Genomic DNA, 16,869 nt, shown 5'->3' on the forward strand with positions numbered 1-16,869 from the left:
GGAGGGGTACGGGCCGGGGCCGCCGGGTGAGGGAGAGGCGGCGGGGGCGGGAGGGCCCAGGGGGGTGGTCGGGGAGCGCCGTCGACCGGAGGGGCGGTGGGGGTCGAAGGGCTCGCGAAGGAGCCCTGCCGGGGTTTTCCGGAATCCTCGGCCGGGGTCCGGGAGCGGCCGCCGGGGCCGGGCCGGGCCGGTGTTCCTCCGGTGTCCGGGTGGGACCGGCTCCGCGTCGGATGCCGGGCCCGGGCCGGGGCGCCATCCGGAGCCGGCTCGTCCGCCGAACTCGCCACTACGGGAAAACCCATGGCCGGTCAAGGTCGCGAGAGTCGGCCGAAATCAAGCGGGCCGAAGACCGGCCGCTGTCCGGCGAACGACCCCCGAAGACGCTCCCGGGTCTCCGCGCGCGGTGCGGGACCTGCCCCGATGCCGGCCCGGTCCGCTGGGTCCGCTTGATCCGCCCGGTCCGCTCGGTCCGCCGCTCGGTGCGCGCCCTGTGCGGGACCCTGCCCGTTCCTGTCCCTCGGCGTACTCGGGAGGGGCACGGGTGACGGGCTTCGGCGCGGCCGGGCGCGAGTGGTCCGGGAGCCGCCGATGACCGGGGCCGGCGCGGAAGGGCAGGGGAAGGGACCGGGCGATCCCCGGGGGATGGGCCCGGCCGCTGCGGGCGTCACCGTGGCCGGGGCCTTGGTACAGACCGGGAAGAAGAGGTGGACAGGGGTATCAGTGGTGATCTCCCCGGGTTTCCCGCCGCCCCGAAGATGACATGATCATGAAATTCGGGGGCCTTCGGGAGTTTCTTCGGACGGGCGGTCCGGAGAGAAGAGCGGGAAGGCGATGTGAGGGCTGGGTAAAGAGGCCGTGAAGACCGGGCGCCGGGCGTGGGTGGCGGGGAAGGGTGCGACAACTGCCCTGTGCGAGGCCATCGCTGACGGAGTGTCAGCGGAGGGATCCATTCCGTTGCTGCGTCGGGAAATGGAGACGCCCGATCGCTGGCGACGGGGGATGCACCAGCGACCGGGCTTCTAGAACGGTAACAAGAGATCTGCGGTTCGCAAATTCGATCTCGGGTATTCGGACAGGGATTCAGCTTCCCTTTGAGCGAGTTGTGACTGGAGTCACGCCGATTTTTCACCGGCGCTCGACCGCCGCTCGACCATCGCTCCACCGGCGCCCCGGTCCGGCCCGGCCCGGGGCGCGGGGCCCCGGGCCGGGCCTCCGTTCAGCTGAGGGTGACCTGACCATGGGTCAGCCCACCGCGGGCCCGGCGCTCCTCGGCCGTAAGCGGAACGTCCTTCGCGAGCGCGTCGGCCAGCCGCTCGGCGAACGCGGCGGCGGGCTTCTCGCACTCCTCGGCCCCCATGTCGCTGGGCAGGTCCCAGACGGGGACCATCAGCCCATGGGCACGGAACGAACCGACGAGCCGAGTCCCCTCACCGAGCGCGTCGGCACCGGCGGCGCGCAGCCGGGCGAGCGCGTCCAGCAGCTTCTCCTCCGGGTGGGGCATCACCCAGCGCAGGTGGTTCTTCTCCGGGGTCTCGCACCAGTACGCGGAGTCGACGCCGGAGAGCTTCACGGTCGGGATCGCGGCCGAGTTCGCCCGCTCCAGCGACGCGGCCACCTCGGGGGAGGCGTCGTCGGACGCGTCCTGCACCCAGAACTCGAAGCCCTCGTGGACCTCCGGCGCGAAGCCGGCGGCCGGGTCGAGGAGGTCCTGGAGCCGGGGACCGTCGCCCAGGACCCGCTCGCCGGCCACCGGACTGCCCGGCTCCGCGACGAGGGCCCGGCTCAGCGTGTCCGCGAGGTCGCGGCTGAGGTCGCCGGAGGAGGTGTCGTTCTGGAGGCCGAGCAGGACGGAGCCGTCGTCGCGGCGGAGCGCGGGCCAGGCCATCGGCAGCACGGTGGCGAGGGTCACCGAGGGCACGCCGTCGGGCAGCCCGTCCTTGAGGGTGAGACGCACGGTGGCGGCGGGCACCAACTCGCGCAGGGCGACCCAGTCGCACTCCCCGGCCAGGCCCTCGAAGGGGCGCTGCACCAGCTCGGTCACCGCGTGCGCGGCGGCGCGGCCGTGGCACGCCTTGTAGCGGCGGCCCGAGCCACAGGGGCAGGCTTCCCGGGCCCCGACCACGGGCACGGAGTCATGGGCGCCGATGCCCCGGTCCTTTTGCCGGGCGTTCGATGCCTTGGTCTGGGGGCGCTTCTTGGCCATGGTGCGGCTTCTCCCGAGTACGGCGGTGCTGCTGGGTGTCGTGACTGCCGGACGAGTGCCGGGGCCGAAGGCCCGGCCTGCTCCGATCGGCGGTCCTGTCCGCCCGCGAGCCTAGCCGTCCGCTGTGCGGCGGTGGCCGCGGCACCGGAGAGAGCCCGGGCGCGGGGCGCATGGCTCGCGTACGCACCTGGTGGGCCTGGTCGCCTGCCCGGGCACCTGCCCGGTCCCGGGTACGCACGTGCCGATGCGGGTGGGCGCCGGTACGGGCACCCACCCGCGTCCACGAGCGTGGGCACCCACCCGCGTCCGCCGGTGCGTCGGGGCCTACGGGATATGCCCCCGGTGCGACCGGGCCGGGCCGGTGCGCCCCTCAGCCGCGCTCGTCGTAGGTGTCCAGCAGCCCGAATCCGGCGGGAGTGACGCGCGTAGCGAAATCGTCGTGACGGCGCCCTTCCTGAAGAACCGCCCACACGGTGACCTCGCCCGCGGCGCTGTCACGCACCCCCCACGCCTGTGCGAGCGCGCCGATGATGCTGAGCCCGCGACCGCCCCGGGCGGTGACCGACGGCGTGGACGGCACCGGGCGGGTGGGTCCGCCGCCGTCCGTCACCTCGATCGTCAGCCGTCCCGTACGGTCCAGGCGCCACGCCGCGCGTATGTTCCCCTCGCCCACGTCGGCGCGCCCCAGCGGTCTGCCGTGCCGGCAGGCGTTGCTGAGCAGCTCGGACAGGACCAGGACCGCGTCGTCCACCACGGTGTCGGGCACCCCTCCGCCGCGCAGCTCGGCGCGCATCCGGTGCCGTGCTTCTCCCACGCCCGCAGGGCCATGGGGTACGGCCATGCTCGACGACGTGGGCACTTCTTGTGCCACCACCAACGCCACCCCCGAGACCTCCTTTGCCCCACGCCACGGTGTGAATGCCCCAATGGACTGGACCGGAAACCGTTCGAGAGGGGAACTGTGACGCACAGCTGACGTTCGGGCACAGTTCGAACGCGCCGGTGCACTCCGGGTGAGACGAGTGACTCCTGCTGCGGGGGTTTACCCGCGGCCCAGTTGGGAGAGGACTTGCCGGGGTCTATTGGTGATGATGGCCTCCACCCCCAGCCGGGCGCACAGCTCGACGTCCTCGGGCTCGTTGACCGTCCAGACATGGACCTGGTGCCCCGCCCGGTGCAGCCGCTCGATCCAGCCTGGCTGATTCCGCACGATACGGATGCTCGGTCCGGCGATGCGGGCCCCGGCGGGCAGCCGGCCGTCCCGCATGCGGGGGCCCACGAACTGCGTCAGGTAGACGGTGGGCACGGTGGGCGCCGCCGCCGCGACCCGGTGCAGCGAGCGGGCGGAGAAGCTCATGATCCGTACGGAGGACTCGGCGGCCGTCGGCGGAGCGGCGAGCCCGAAGCGGTCGAGGAGCCCGAGCAGCCGTTCCTCGACCCGGCCGGCCCAGCGGGTGGGGTGTTTGGTCTCGATGGCCAGCTCGATCCGGCGGCCGGAGTCCGCGACGAGTTCGAGCAGCCGCTCCAGGGTGAGGACGGAGGTGAGGGAGGGGTCGCCCCAGTCGGGGCCCTCGGTGGCGTCCTCGTGCCCCTTCCAGGTGCCGAAGTCGAGGGCGGCGAGATCCGCCAGCTCCAGCGCGGAGACGGCACCCCGGCCGTTGGAGGTGCGGTTGACCCGGCGGTCGTGGACACAGACGAGATGGCCGTCCGCGGTGAGACGCACATCGCATTCGAGTGCGTCGGCGCCGTCGTCGATCGCCTTCATGTACGCGGCGAGGGTGTGCTCGGGGGCGTCCTCGGAGGCTCCTCGGTGGGCGACGACCTGGATGTGGTGCTGCCGTGCTTGAGTCACCGCGTCATGGTGTCACCGCGCGGGGGGAGGGCTGTGCGAAGGGGGACGTCCGGGCTCCTGGCCCCTTCTCCCATGAGTGTCCGTTATGTGGCAAGTAATCGTAAGTAAAGGAGTACGGGAAGACCCACAGGTCCCGCTTACAGTGGCCTGACGACTCGTGGGAAATGCTTGTCAGGGACACCCTGAGAGACCCCGGGACACCCACCGGACTTGATCACGCGGACCTGAGGAGAGAGCTGTGAGCACCGAGAACGAGGGCACTGAGGGGATCGCGCAGCCCGCAGCCCCATCCGTACCTCCCGTGCCGGCCCCGGCTCCCGACGGGCCCGTGGCACCGGCTCCGGCCTCCGGTGACGCGCCCGGAGCACCGCCGCACCCGCCGACGGCACCGGCCGCTCCGCAGACACCGGCCGCCCCCGCGCAGCAGGCGGCAGCGGCTCCGCCGCCCCCGTACCAGCCGGTCGCGCAGCCGCCGTACCCCGCTCCGGCGCCTCAGGACACCGTGGGCGCCGCCTACCCGCAGCCCGGCCCCGGGGACCAGGGCGCGGGCTGGCCCCCGCAGCCGCCGGCCCTTCCCGCGTACGGGACGAACGGCCCGGCCTGGGGGGCCCCGGACCACCCCGTGGCCCCGCCGCGCCGCCGGCGCTCCGGTGTCCTCATCGCCGCGGTGCTGATCTCCGCCCTGGTGGCGGGCGGTGTCGGCGGCGGCCTCGGCTACTGGCAGGCGAACCGCAGCGACGACGGCACGTCGACCACGCTGACCGCCGGCGAGCTGCCCAAGGACCTCAAGCGCGACCCGGGCACGGTCGCGTCCGTCGCGGCGAAGGCGCTCCCGAGCGTCGTCACCATCCAGGCCAACTCCGGCGGCGGTGGCGCCGGCGACCTGGGCGGCCCGCCCGGCCGGGCCCCGGGCGGCGGCACCGGCACCGGGTTCGTCTACGACAAGGAGGGCCACGTCCTCACCAACAACCACGTGGTGGACTCCGCGGCGGACGGCGGCACCCTGTCGGTGACGTTCTCCGACGGCAAGGAGTACGCGGCCGAGGTCGTGGGCCGGGCCCAGGGCTACGACGTGGCGGTCCTCAAGCTGAAGAACGCCCCCTCGGGGCTGGCTCCGCTGCCACTGGGCAACTCGGACCGGGTGGTGGTCGGCGACTCCACAATCGCCATCGGCGCCCCCTTCGGCCTCTCCAACACGGTCACCACCGGCATCATCAGCGCCAAGAACCGCCCGGTGGCGTCCGGCGACGGCTCCGGCGGCAGGAACTCGTACATGAGCGCCCTGCAGACCGACGCCTCGATCAACCCGGGCAACTCGGGCGGCCCGCTGCTCGACTCGCGCGGCGCGGTGATCGGCATCAACTCGGCCATCCAGTCCACGGGCGGCGGCGGCCAGTCCCAGGCGGGCTCGATCGGCCTGGGCTTCGCGATCCCCATCAACCAGGCGAAGAACGTGGCCGAACAGCTGATCAAGACCGGTGAGCCCGTCTACCCGGTGATCGGCGCCACGGTCAACATGGTCGACCAGGGCGAGGGCGCCGAGATCACCTCCCAGGGCGTCGACGGCACGGCCCTCACCCCGAACGGCCCGGCCGACAAGGCGGGGCTGAAGGAGGGCGATGTCATCACCCGCTTCAACGACAAGCCGATCGACAGCGGCCCCACCCTGATCGGCGAGATCTGGAACCACAAGCCGGGCGACAAGGTGAAGCTCACCTTCGAACGCGACGGCAAGCGGAACACGGCGGACGTCACCCTCGGCCAGCGCACGGGCGACAACTGACCACCCGTCCCGCCCGCCCCCTCCCAAGCCGGTACGCTGGACCCGCTCCGGGGCCGCTGAAGCCCCGGGGCGGGGTGGGTTGCCCGAGCGGCCTAAGGGAACGGTCTTGAAAACCGTCGTGGCAGCGATGTCACCGTGGGTTCAAATCCCACACCCACCGCAGTATGAGAACGGCCCCTGACCAGGTAGGACGGTCAGGGGTCGTTCGCGTGGGCGTACCTGCTGGCCACCATGGTGCCCCGCTGGATCGGTACGGAAGGGGCACAGACCTCTTTGTCCCGAAGCAACTGGGGTGGGGGTGCCGCCCTGGGCTGATGATCCCTTCACCTGCGGGGATAGTCAGTCGAAGTCCACAGTCGTTCGCTGCTGTGCGCCGGCGTCGTCACGCAGTTAGACCCTCAAGCGGCCAGCCGATCCGTGGACCTTCAGCTGTGATGGACCGGCTGGTAACTAGGAAGCGGACCTGATTTCAGCTTCTCCGGCGGCGCCGATCATGTGATCCACAACGATCCGTGTGTACTCCCACAGGACTGCCAACAGGCTCGCGGCGCCATGCGTACGACCGTCGGGCGAGACGACCTGAACTTGAGCGGTGAATTCGTACCGTCCCTGGACTGTCTTGATGGCGCTCAAGGCGCCAAGGTCGGTGGAGCGGTTTTGGGCTGGAGCTGCCGTGGGGCGAGGGATCGGGGCCCGTAAGCTTCCAGCGAATCGGGCGGGCTGTGGACCTGCGTTGCGTTGCCTCACGCTGGCCCATGAGGCACGGAGCGTCGCGGAGCCGGACGAGTTGTCCGGGGTCTTCTCGTTCTCCGAGGCAAAGCAGTGGGCCTACACCGGCACCACACTGCTGACGGTCGGGGGCCGCGAACAGATTCAGTCGGCTGTCGCCGCGTCCCACCGTGCGGTGGACCTGTACCGGGCCGGGCCGGAAGAAGAGCGGTCACCCGGCGACGTGCGCGCTGCTCATCTGGACCTGGCCACCGCCTACCTCACGAGCGGGGAGGTGGAAGGAGCAGGGACGGAACTCTCAGAGGTTCTCGATGCCGATGGGCACACCGCCAGCATCACCATCAGGCTTCGCAAACTGGCCGCGCTCCTGGGGAGCGGACCGTACCGTGACGCACAGCCGGTGGTCGATCTTCGTGAACACATCCACGAGGTGACCGTTCGCCCCACTCGCCCCACGGAGCCGCGATGACCGCCCAGCCCACCAACGACCCCTCGGTCACCGACCGTGGTCTCCTCTCGACCAAGGCGTACGACACCGGCCGGCATCTGGCCGCTCGCCAGTCGCTCTATCAGTGGCAGACCCCGCGCCACGATCTCCCGGGCGTCGTCGTGAACGAGCTGGCGGGTGTACGAGGACCGGTCGCGGATGTGGGCTGCGGCAACGGGAAGTTCGTGCGGCGGATACGTGAGGACCGGCCCGACCTGACCGTGGTCCCCATGGATGTCTCCCCGGGCATTGTCGGCGACATCCCCGGAGCCGTCGTCGCGGACGTTCAGCAACTCCCCATCGTGGATGGATCACTTGGAGCGGTTCTCGCGCTGCACATGCTGTATCACGTCGAGGACCAGGCCCAGGCCGTGCGCGAATTGGGGCGGGTCCTGGCTCCCGGCGGGACGGTGGTCGTCTCCACCAACAGCCGGGCCGACAAGCGGGAACTGGAGAACCTCTGGAGTCGGGCCGCCGGGGATGTGCTGGGCATCCCGGAAGGGCCGGCCCGGGTGCAGTTGTCCGCTCGTTTCACCTTGGAGGACGCTCCGGGGATCCTCGGCGCTGTCTTTGCCGATATCCGCACGATCCCCCTTCCCGGGGTGATCACAGTGACCGACGCCGAACCGGTGGTCGCCCACTTGGCCTCGTACGAAGCCTGGGCGGATCGGATGGGTGTCCCGTTCCGGGAGACCGTCGAGCGCGCCCGCGAGCGGGTCGAGGAGACCATCCGGGTGGAGGGCGCGTTCCGCATCGGGTGTCTGGGCGGCATGCTCGTCTGCCGAGGGGCGCGACCGGCCGGGATGCAGGCCGCCTCAACCGTATGAGTCAGGCGCGGGGTCGTGCCGGAGTCGCTGTCAGCGGCCGTTGCTAGCGTCCACCCGTTCGATGGGATACGGGTTGGGGGCCTTGTGGGAGCGTCGGGTTGGGGCTACTCCGTGCCGTATCAGGAAGACCTCGGGGCGGCGTTCGCCGAGTTGCGGCGGCAGGTCTTCGAGGCGCGGGAGTACTACTGGTGGTCCGGGAAGCGCGGTCGGCCGTGGCCGCGTACGGAGGCGGAGCTGTGGGACGACGAGGTGGTCCAGGATTCGGGGACGCATTCCGTGCTCGACCTGCACAGGATCATCGGTCCGGACGAGGAGCCCGACTACCACACCCTGAAACAGGTGACTGAGGACGAGGCGCTGCGCGTCCTGGGCGCGCGGAAGCTCACCAGGGCGCACGTGCCGCAGTTCGATTCCTTCGAACACTGGCGCTGGTACGGCCGGTGCGCCGTGCTCCACGACGAGCGGGGTGAGCCGCAGGAGATCTACTTCTGGGGGTACTCGGGCGACTGATCGGTCGCCGGTCGCCGGGCATCGGCGGGTGCGACCCCCACCGGCCCCCATCGGCGGCCCTGCCCCCCGCCTGGGGAAGATCCTTTGGCCTGGTTCCGGAATGGCGCGTTACGCTTCCCAGGTAATCGAACATAAATTCGAGAGATTTTTAGGGACAAATCGGGTGAACTGGGTAGAGGGGAGTAGGGCTGGAGGTGGCACATGGAGGGCTTTACGCATCTGCATGTCGCCTCCGGCTACTCCGCCCGCTACGGCGCCTCCCACCCCCGTGACCTGGTGGCACGGGCGGCCCGGCGGGGAATGGCAGCGGTCGCCCTCACCGATCGGGACGGGGTCGGCGGCGTGGTGCGGTTCGCCAAGGCGGCCCGGCTGGGCGGGGTGCGGCCCGTGTTCGGGGTGGATCTCGCGGTCGAGGCGTTCATTCCGCCGGTCACCCCCGGACGGGAGCGCAGGCGTCGCAATCCTGTGCGCGGTGGCGCGTACATCCGTGAGGACGGTCCCAGGGTCACCCTGCTCGCCCGGGACGCGCGTGGCTGGGCCGCGCTCTGCCGGCTGGTCTCCGCCGCCCATGCGCACCCCGTCGGCGGACGCCCGGTGCTGTCCTGGCGGGAGCTGCGCCGCCATGACCGCGACGGGCTGATCGTTCTGCTCGGACCGGTGTCCGAGCCGGTGCGGGCGCTCGCCGCCGGGCGGGACGATCTTGCCGGGCGGCTGCTCGTGCCCTGGCGGGAGCTGTTCGGTGACGCGCTGCGGCTGGAGACCGTGTGGCACGGGCGTCCCGGCACCGGCCCCGGTTCGCTGCGGCTCGCCGCCCGGACGCTGCTGCTCGCCGACCGGGTCGCCGTCCCCGCCGTCCTCACCAACGCGGTCCGGTACGCGGACCCCGCGCAGCACCGGCTCGCCGATGTCCTCGACGCCGCCCGGCTGCTGCGTCCCGTCGACCCCCGGTCGATCGATTCCGGTGAACGCTGGTTGAAGGACCCGGCGGCCATGGGCGAGGTCGCCGAACGGATCGTGCGGGCGGCGGGCCTCGGGCCGGAGCGGGCGGTTCGGTTGTTGGCGCGGACCGTGGAGACCGGTGAGCTGTGCCGGCTGGACCCCGGTACCGGTCTCGGCATCGGCCGCCGGCACCTGCCCGAGCCCTCGACGGTCGGCGCCCGGAGCACCGCCGACGCCGCCCGCGTGCTGCGCGAGCGCTGTGCCGCCGGGCTGGTCCGCCGTGGCCTCGACCGGGACGCCGACGCCCGTCGGCGTCTGGCGGACGAACTGGACGTCATAGGCGAACTGGAGTTCGATACGTATTTCCTGACGGTCGCCCAAGTGGTGTCCGACATCCGGGAGCTGGGTATCAGGGTCGCCGCCCGGGGCTCCGGCGCCGGCAGCATGGTCAACCACGTTCTCGGCATCGCCACCGCGAACCCGCTCGAACACCGGCTGCTGTTCGAACGCTTCCTCTCCCGCCGCCGTACCGACCTCCCCGACATCGATCTCGACGTCGAATCCGCCCGCCGGCTGGAGGTCTACGACCGGATCATCGAACGCTTCGGCCGGCAGCGGGTCGCGATCACCGGCATGCCCGAGACCTACCGGGCCCGCCACGCGCTCAGGGACACCGGCCTCGCCCTCGGCATCGCCCCCGCCGAGGTCGACCGGATCGCCAAATCGTTTCCCCATATCCGCGCATCCGACATCACCGCCGCCCTCGCCGAACTGCCCGAGCTGCGCGGACTCGCCGCCCGGTCCGCCCCGTACCGGCTCCTCTTCGAACTCGCCGAAGGGCTGGACGCCCTCCCCCGGGGCATCGCCATGCACCCCTGCGGAGTGATCCTCAGCGATGCCTCCCTGCTCGGCCGGCTCCCCGTCCAGCCCACGCCCACCGGCGGCTACCCGATGGTCCAGGCCGACAAGGAGGACGTCGAGGACCTGGGAATGATCAAACTGGATGTCCTCGGCGTCCGGATGCAGTCCGCCATGGCCCACGCCACCGCCGAGATCGCGCGGGTCACCGGCCGCCGCGTCGACCTCGACGACCCCCGTCAGGTGCCCCTGGACGACCCCGCCGCGTTCGGACTCATCCAGGCGTCCGACACCCTGGGCGTGTTCCAGCTGGAGTCCCCCGGCCAGATGGACCTCCTCAGCCGGCTGCGGCCGCGCGACCCGCAGGACGTCATCGCCGACATCAGCCTCTTCCGCCCGGGGCCGGTCGCCGGCGGCATGCCGGAGCGCTACGTCGCCGCCCGCCACGGCGGCGCCCCTTCCTACCCGCACCGCGACCTCGTAACCGTTCTCTCCGACACGTACGGCGTGGTCATCTGGCACGAGCAGATCATCGAGATCCTCCGTGTGCTGACCGGGTGCGACCGCGGCCTCTGCGACCAGGCCCGGCGGGCGCTGAGCGACCGCGAGCGGCTGCCGCGGGTACGGGAGTGGTTCCACCGGTCCGCCGCCGCCCGGGGATATCCGCCCGCCACGCGCGAGACGGTCTGGGAGATCGTCGAGGCATTCGGGGCGTACGGGTTCTCCCGCGCCCACGCGGTCGCGTTCGCCGTGCCCGCCCTCCAGTCCGCCTGGCTGAAGGCGCACCACCCCGCCGCCCTCTACGCGGGACTGCTCGAACACGACCCGGGCATGTGGCCGAAACGTGTCATCGTCGCGGACGCCCGCAGACACGGCATCCCCGTCCTGCCCGTCGACGTCAACCGCTCCCGACCCACCCACACCGTCGAACGGGACCCGGACGGCACCTGGGGCGTACGCCTGGCCCTCGCCGGGATACGGGGCATCGGCGAGGCCGAGATCTCCCGTATCGCCGCAGGTCAGCCGTACGACTCGCTCTCCGACCTCTGGCAGCGCGCCCGCCCCGGACGGCCCACCGCCGAACGTCTCGCCGACATCGGGGCCCTGGCGTCGCTCGCCGGGCCGGGGGTCACCCGGCGCGATCTGCTGCTGCGGATAGGCGAGTTGCACCGCCAGTACCGGGGGCGGCCGGTTGGCGATGGCCAGTTGCCGTTCCAGACGGCCGGAGTGGACGGGCCTGCCGGAATGGATGGGTCCGGCGGGCTGGACGGGGGCGCCGGGCTGAGGGCCGGGCTGCCCGAGATGACCGGACGCGAAGCCCTCGGCGCCGAACTGCGGGTGCTCGGCATCGATGTGAGCCGCCATCTCATGGACTACCACCACCAGTTGCTGCGGGAGTTGGGCGCCACCTCCGCCCGGCGGCTCGGCGACCGTACCGCCGGGGAGACCGTCCTCGTCGCCGGGGTGCGCGCCGCCACCCAGACCCCGCCCATCGCCTCCGGCAAGCGGATCATCTTCGTCACCCTCGACGACGGATCCGGCCTGGTCGACCTCGCCTTCTTCGAGGACAGCCACGACGACTGCGCCCATACGGTCTTCCACTCCGGGCTGCTGCTGGTGCGCGGCACCGTGCAGCGGCGCGGCGGGCGGGCCACCGTCGTCGGCACCCGGGTCTGGGACCTGGAGGCGCTGGCGGTGGCCCGGCGGGACGGCGGGCCCGAGGCCGTCAACCGGCTGCTCGGCCCCGCCGCCGGACCTGCGGGCACCGCGCATGCGCGGGTCCGGCGCGGCATCCGGCAGGAGACCGGCGCCACGCTCCACCCCTGGGCCGACCTGAGGACCGCCGGGGAGCGCGCCGCCGACCCGGGAGCCCTGGACCGGGAGCTGAACCCCGACCGGAGCAATGGTCGGAACCCGGATCGGAATCCCGACCGGAATCCCGACCGGAATCCCGACCGGAATCCCGACCGGAATCCCGATCTGAGTCCGGATCTCACGTCCCTCGGGTACACCAGCCCCGGAAGCGCGGGGTGATCCGCCATGAACATCACCCAGGTGCGCGGGGCGACCCGCCACGTCCTCCGTGTCCACTTTCATCTGGCCGGTTTTCCACCGTCCGATGCCGGGTCCGCACCGGAGCCGCCGGGGCTGTACGAGCATCTGCTCGGCCTGCTCCACGGCATCACCCCCCGGGTCCAGGCGCTGCCGCCCACCGACGCCGACTGCGATGTCACCGGTGCCCTGCGCTACTTCGGCCACGACCCCTACGGCCTCGCCCAGCTGATCCGGATGCGCGCCCTCGCCCTGTACGGGGTGGACACGACCATCGGGTCGGCGGGCAACCGCCTCCTCGCCGCCATGGCCGCCGACGCCACCGGACCGGGCGGCATCACCCATGTACCCCAGGACCCGGAGGCGGTCGCGGCCTTTCTGCGACCACGGCCGGTCGGCGCCCTGTACGGCGTCGGCCCCGCCCTGGCCGGTGTGCTCGTACGCCATGGGCTGTCCACCGTCGGCGCGGTCGCCGACACCCCGCTCGGTACTCTGCAACGCCTGCTCGGCGGGGCGCAGGGGCGGCGGCTGTACGAACGGGCGCACGGTGTGGACGAGCGGCCGGTCACCCCGCGCGAGCCGGCCCGTTCGCTGGCCGCGGAGCACTCCTTCGCCCGCGACGAGCTGGATCCGGAGCGCCGCCGACGGGCCGTGGTCACCCTCGCCGGACGGATCGGCGAGAGGCTGCGGGCGGAGGGGCGGATCGCCCGCCGGCTGACCCTGACGGTCCGCTACGCCGACCGGAGCACCACGGTCCGCACTCGGACGCTGGCCGAGCCGTCCCACCACGGCCCGGTGCTGATCTCCGCCGCATATGGCCTGTACGAGTCGCTGGGCCTGGAGCGCGCCCGGGTGCGGGGGATCGCGCTGCGGGCCGAGGAGCTGGCCCCCGAGGCGCAGGCCACCACACAGCTCAGCCTCGATCCGGTCGATGAGCGGGCCCGGCGGGTCGAGTGTTCGGCGGACCGGGTCCGGGCGCGCTTCGGGCCGGGTGCGGTCGGTTCGGCCGCCGCCTTCGCGGACCGCCGGTAAGTCGCTTTTCCGCCAGCCGCCGGTGACGGGAAATCGCTACCGGCGGCGGGCTCGGCGGCGTGTTCAGCGGCGGGCGCCCCGGCCCGCTGTCAGCCGGGCCGCCGACGCGATCGTCGCGCGGGCCTCCTGGTCGCTCAGACCGGTGTCGACCGCTGCGGCGGCGAGGTCGTCGGCCAGGGACTCCCCGATGCCGTTCTCGTACGCCCGGCAGGCCGCCCAGAACAGCCGGGTGTTGCGCTGTCCCGCGTGCGCGGTGCGCACGAAACGCACCAGCCCCTCGCCCCGGCCCTCGCCCCGGCCCTCGTCCCGCCCCTCACCCTGTCCCTCACCCTGTCCCTCGCTCCGTCCCTCGATCCGGCCGGGATCCGCGCTCCGGACCGGCCCGCGCGGCCGCTCCGGAGCCGCGACCAACCGCAGCAGCGCCCGTGGGCAGGGCGCGGGGGACAGCCGTGCGCTGCCCGGGGCGAGGCGGTAGGCGCCGTACGCGGTGACCGACCCCGGTCCCACCAGATAGCCACCGCCGCCCCGGACGTCGATACCGGGGGCGAGCCGGCCCACCGAGTTCGGCACGGTGACCCCCGGGGGCCCGGTCAGCCAGAGATGGCGGCCTCCGCTGGGCGTGAGGACGGTGACCGTCTCCGGGATCGTGAACAGATGCCGCAGCGCCAGCTCGTGGAGCGCGGTCAGGGAACCGGCGGTGGTGCCCTGTGCCAGCGGCCGGCGGCCATCGTGGGCGTGGACGTCGAGGTCGATACCGATCAGGTGGTGCGGCGCCCGGCCGCAGGCGATGCCGTACCCGGTGGCCCAGGGGGCGGCGGCGAACAGGGCACGCACCCGCTCCGGGTCCGTGGTCGCGTCGTGGACCCCGTGGCCGGGCCGTCCGCACTCGCCCCGGCAGGGCGCTCCGGCGGTCGCGTCCGGGGACGCGCGGTGCGGTGAGCGGACGGCCGGGAGCTTGGTGGGGGAGAGGGGGAGGACGGGGAAGCCGCGCTCGGCGGCGGCCAGGGCGTGGCCGAGGGCCAGGGACGCGGACTGCCGGTCGGTGATGGCCATGCGTTCATTTTCGTACACAAGTTCGATAGAAGGAAGGGATGGCCCCGGCCCTTCCCCGCCCCTTCCCCGGACTCCCTTGTCTCCCCCGTAGTCCTCGTCCCTCCCGCCGTCGCCTGTCCTCCGGTTCCGCGTCCGTCGGTGACCTTGACAGCCCGGCCATATCTGACGGACAGTCAGAAATCTGATCGCCGGACGGCCCGGGGAGCCGGGATCCCCGGCGCCCGCCCTGGTCCGTACGTCTGGAGGGCAGCCGCCGTGCACCTCGCCCCGACCGAGCGGCAGCGTCGGCTGCGCGCGGAACTCCGTTCGTACTTCAGGTCCCTGATGCCGGACGGCCCGCCCGGTCCGCAGGAGACGGAGGCGCGCCGGGCGCTGCTGCGGTGCATGGGGGCGGACGGGCTGCTCGGTCTGGGCTGGCCGGTCGAGTACGGGGGCGGGGGACGCGGCCCCGACGAGCAGTTCGTGTTCTTCGACGAGGCGTACCGGGCCGGGGCGCCCGTCTCCATGGTCACGCTCAACACCGTCGGCCCCACCCTGATGCGGTACGGGACCGACGAGCAGCGGGCCTATTTCCTGCCGCGCATCCTCGGTGGCACCTGCGTCTTCGCCATCGGCTACACCGAACCCGAGGCGGGGACGGACCTCGCGTCGCTGCGTACGCGGGCGGTGCGGGAAGGCGACGGCGGTGAGGGTGACGGCGGTGAGGGTGACGGCGGTGAAGGCGGGGGTGGTGGCGGCTGGGTCGTGCACGGACAGAAGTCGTTCACCAGCAACGCCCACGACGCCGACTGGATCTGGCTCGCGTGCCGTACGGATCCGGGGGCGCCCCGGCACCGGGGTATCTCGATCCTGCTGGTGCCGACCGGCGCTCCCGGATTCTCCTGGACCCCGGTCCGGACGGTGGGCGGGCTGACGACGACGGTGACGTACTACGACGGGGTACGGGTGCCGGCGGACCGGCTCGTCGGCCCGGAGCACGGTGGCTGGGCGCTGATCACCAGCCAGCTCAACCACGAACGGGTGGCGCTGGCCGCGCTCGGCATGCAGGCGGAGGACTTCTTCGCGGCGGTCCTGGAGCGGGCTCGTACACCCGATCGGGTGACAGGGCGGCGCAGGATCGACGAGCCCTGGGTACGGGCCAGGGCCGCCGAGGCGTATGCCCGGCTGGCGGCGACGCGGCTGCTCAGCTGGCGTCTGGTGGGGGATGTGGCGGCCGGGGGCCCGGCGCCGGGGGACGCGGCCGGGGTGAAGTTCGCGGGAACCGAATCGGCGGTGGAGGTGTATCGAATGTGCCAGGAGATCGCGGGGGAGTCGGGGCTGATCCGTGCGGGGTCCCCCGGCGCGCTCGACGGGGGCGGATTTTTCCGGGTGGGGGAGCTGGAGCGGATGAACAGGGCGGCGCAGATCAACACCTTCGGGGGCGGGGTGAGCGAGGTGCAGCGGGAGATCGTCGCGACGGCGCGGCTCGGGATGACGAGGGCGGACAGAAGGGGTGGCCAGGGGCCGGGAGGCGGTTCGGGGGGCGGTTTCGGCGGCAGTTCGGGGGGTGGGCGGCGGTGAGTGTTCCGGATCCGGATCTGCTGTACGAGCGGCTCAGGGCGTACGAGGGCGTGGTGGCCGTCACCGGCGTGGGCAGGGACCTCGTCAACGAGCCGATGATCCGCCACTGGTGCGAGGCCGTGGGGGACCGGAATCCGGCGTACCAGGGACCGGGGGCGGTGGCGCCGCCGACCATGCTCCAGGTGTGGACGATGGGCGGGCTCTCCGGACATCCGGGCCGCTCACCGGCGTACGGGGAGCTGCTGGCCCTGCTGGAGGGGGCGGGGTGCACGGGGGTCCTCGCCACCGACTCCGAGCAGGAGTACGGGCGTCCGCTGCGGCCCGGGGAGCGGATCACCTACGAGACGGTGATCGAGTCGGTGTCGGAGCGCAAGAGGACCCGGCTCGGAGCGGGGTACTTCATCACGACCCGGATGGATGTCCGGGCGGACGGGGAGCCGGCGGGGACGCACCGCTTCCGCGTCCTGAGATATGTCCCGGCGAGGGCTGAGGGGGGTGTGGCGGGAGGTGCTGGGGCGGCGAGGGCTGAGGGGGGTGTGGCGGGAGGTGCTGGGGCGGCGGTGCGGCCCCGGCGTCCCCGGCCCGTGGTCAACCGGGACACCGAGGGGTTCTGGCGCGGTGTCGCGGAGCACCGGCTGCTGATCCAGCGCTGCCGTGCGTGCCGGACGCTCCGATTCCCCTGGCTGCCCGGGTGCAATGGATGCGGCTCGCAGGAGTGGGACACGGTCGAGGCGCGCGGCTCCGGCACCGTCTTCTCCTGGGTGGTGATGCACCATCCGCCCTTCCCGGCGTTCGCCCCGGACGGTGAGCCGTACGCGGTGGCCCTGGTCGAGCTGGCCGAGGGGGTGCGGATCGTCAGCAATGTCACCGGAGTTCCGTGCGGGGAGGTGCGGATCGGGATGGCCGTGGAGCTGGAGTTCTTCCGGGCGGATGCGGAGTTAGAGCTTCCGGTCTTCCGCGCGGTGGCCGGAAGCGAGGGCTGAC

12 protein-coding genes and 1 tRNA gene are annotated in these 16,869 nt (G+C 72.6%); 9 read left to right on the forward strand and 4 right to left on the reverse strand.

The genetic code is table 11. From position 1 onward, the window contains the following. Positions 1-1,216: 1,216 nt before the first annotated feature. The 3 genes from SYYSPA8_RS15930 to SYYSPA8_RS15940 all read right to left on the reverse strand — a co-directional run bounded on the left by SYYSPA8_RS15930 (position 1,217) and on the right by SYYSPA8_RS15940 (position 4,055). Complete coding sequence (locus tag SYYSPA8_RS15930) at positions 1,217-2,203, reverse strand: DUF5926 family protein (protein ID WP_323447837.1); 987 nt, start codon at positions 2,201-2,203, stop codon at positions 1,217-1,219. 370 nt (positions 2,204-2,573) lie between these two features. After that, complete coding sequence (locus tag SYYSPA8_RS15935) at positions 2,574-3,173, reverse strand: ATP-binding protein (protein ID WP_323447838.1); 600 nt, start codon at positions 3,171-3,173, stop codon at positions 2,574-2,576. A 72-nt stretch (positions 3,174-3,245) separates the two neighbouring features. Next, positions 3,246-4,055 (reverse strand): glycerophosphodiester phosphodiesterase, encoded by an 810-nt coding sequence (locus SYYSPA8_RS15940; RefSeq protein WP_323447839.1) that lies wholly within the window; start codon positions 4,053-4,055, stop codon positions 3,246-3,248. Between the two features lie 238 nt (positions 4,056-4,293). Here SYYSPA8_RS15940 and SYYSPA8_RS15945 point away from each other — a divergent pair, with 238 nt between their 5' ends. The 7 genes from SYYSPA8_RS15945 to SYYSPA8_RS15975 all read left to right on the forward strand — a co-directional run bounded on the left by SYYSPA8_RS15945 (position 4,294) and on the right by SYYSPA8_RS15975 (position 13,272). Continuing rightward, positions 4,294-5,838 carry a S1C family serine protease gene (locus SYYSPA8_RS15945; RefSeq protein ID WP_323447840.1) on the forward strand — a complete coding sequence of 515 codons (1,545 nt, stop codon included), beginning with the start codon at positions 4,294-4,296 and terminating at the stop codon, positions 5,836-5,838. 73 nt (positions 5,839-5,911) lie between these two features. Continuing rightward, positions 5,912-5,998 (forward strand) — tRNA-Ser (locus tag SYYSPA8_RS15950). Between the two features lie 627 nt (positions 5,999-6,625). Then, positions 6,626-7,036 (forward strand): hypothetical protein, encoded by a 411-nt coding sequence (locus tag SYYSPA8_RS15955; protein ID WP_323447841.1) that lies wholly within the window; start codon positions 6,626-6,628, stop codon positions 7,034-7,036. Next, the gene (locus SYYSPA8_RS15960) at positions 7,033-7,881 is read left to right on the forward strand and encodes a class I SAM-dependent methyltransferase (RefSeq protein WP_323447842.1); all 849 of its coding nucleotides are present in this window, start codon (positions 7,033-7,035) and stop codon (positions 7,879-7,881) included. The genes SYYSPA8_RS15955 and SYYSPA8_RS15960 overlap by 4 nt, the downstream gene beginning before the upstream one ends. Positions 7,882-7,992: 111 nt before the next feature. Then, positions 7,993-8,391 carry a hypothetical protein gene (locus SYYSPA8_RS15965; protein WP_323447843.1) on the forward strand — a complete coding sequence of 133 codons (399 nt, stop codon included), beginning with the start codon at positions 7,993-7,995 and terminating at the stop codon, positions 8,389-8,391. A gap of 201 nt (positions 8,392-8,592) precedes the next feature. Further along, positions 8,593-12,222 carry a DNA polymerase III subunit alpha gene (gene dnaE, locus SYYSPA8_RS15970; protein ID WP_323447844.1) on the forward strand — a complete coding sequence of 1,210 codons (3,630 nt, stop codon included), beginning with the start codon at positions 8,593-8,595 and terminating at the stop codon, positions 12,220-12,222. A 6-nt stretch (positions 12,223-12,228) separates the two neighbouring features. Beyond that, the gene (locus SYYSPA8_RS15975; protein ID WP_323447845.1) at positions 12,229-13,272 is read left to right on the forward strand and encodes a DNA polymerase Y family protein; all 1,044 of its coding nucleotides are present in this window, start codon (positions 12,229-12,231) and stop codon (positions 13,270-13,272) included. A 63-nt stretch (positions 13,273-13,335) separates the two neighbouring features. Here the strand turns inward: SYYSPA8_RS15975 and SYYSPA8_RS15980 are convergent, their stop codons facing one another. Further along, complete coding sequence (locus SYYSPA8_RS15980; RefSeq protein ID WP_323447846.1) at positions 13,336-14,325, reverse strand: bifunctional DNA primase/polymerase; 990 nt, start codon at positions 14,323-14,325, stop codon at positions 13,336-13,338. A gap of 255 nt (positions 14,326-14,580) precedes the next feature. On the opposite strand from SYYSPA8_RS15980, the gene SYYSPA8_RS15985 reads away from it, so the two are divergent. Together SYYSPA8_RS15985 and SYYSPA8_RS15990 are read left to right on the forward strand one after the other, a co-directional pair. After that, positions 14,581-15,885 (forward strand): acyl-CoA dehydrogenase family protein, encoded by a 1,305-nt coding sequence (locus tag SYYSPA8_RS15985; protein ID WP_323447847.1) that lies wholly within the window; start codon positions 14,581-14,583, stop codon positions 15,883-15,885. Then, positions 15,882-16,868: a bifunctional MaoC family dehydratase N-terminal/OB-fold nucleic acid binding domain-containing protein gene (locus SYYSPA8_RS15990; protein ID WP_323447848.1), complete on the forward strand. Its 987-nt coding sequence runs from the start codon at positions 15,882-15,884 to the stop codon at positions 16,866-16,868. The genes SYYSPA8_RS15985 and SYYSPA8_RS15990 overlap by 4 nt, the downstream gene beginning before the upstream one ends. The last annotated feature ends 1 nt before the right edge of the window (position 16,869 follow it).

This window comes from Streptomyces yaizuensis, assembly GCF_034961445.1.
In the GTDB taxonomy this organism is placed as follows: Bacteria; Actinomycetota; Actinomycetes; order Streptomycetales; family Streptomycetaceae; genus Streptomyces; species Streptomyces yaizuensis.

Excerpts from the sequence above, each read along its gene's own strand:
- SYYSPA8_RS15975 (WP_323447845.1), top strand. The coding sequence starts at position 12,229 with ATGAACATCACCCAGGTGCGCGGGGCGACCCGCCACGTCCTCCGTGTC.
- SYYSPA8_RS15930 (WP_323447837.1), bottom strand. The coding sequence starts at position 2,203 with ATGGCCAAGAAGCGCCCCCAGACCAAGGCATCGAACGCCCGGCAAAAG.
- SYYSPA8_RS15960 (WP_323447842.1), top strand. The coding sequence starts at position 7,033 with ATGACCGCCCAGCCCACCAACGACCCCTCGGTCACCGACCGTGGTCTC.
- dnaE (WP_323447844.1), top strand. The coding sequence starts at position 8,593 with ATGGAGGGCTTTACGCATCTGCATGTCGCCTCCGGCTACTCCGCCCGC.
- SYYSPA8_RS15980 (WP_323447846.1), bottom strand. The coding sequence starts at position 14,325 with ATGGCCATCACCGACCGGCAGTCCGCGTCCCTGGCCCTCGGCCACGCC.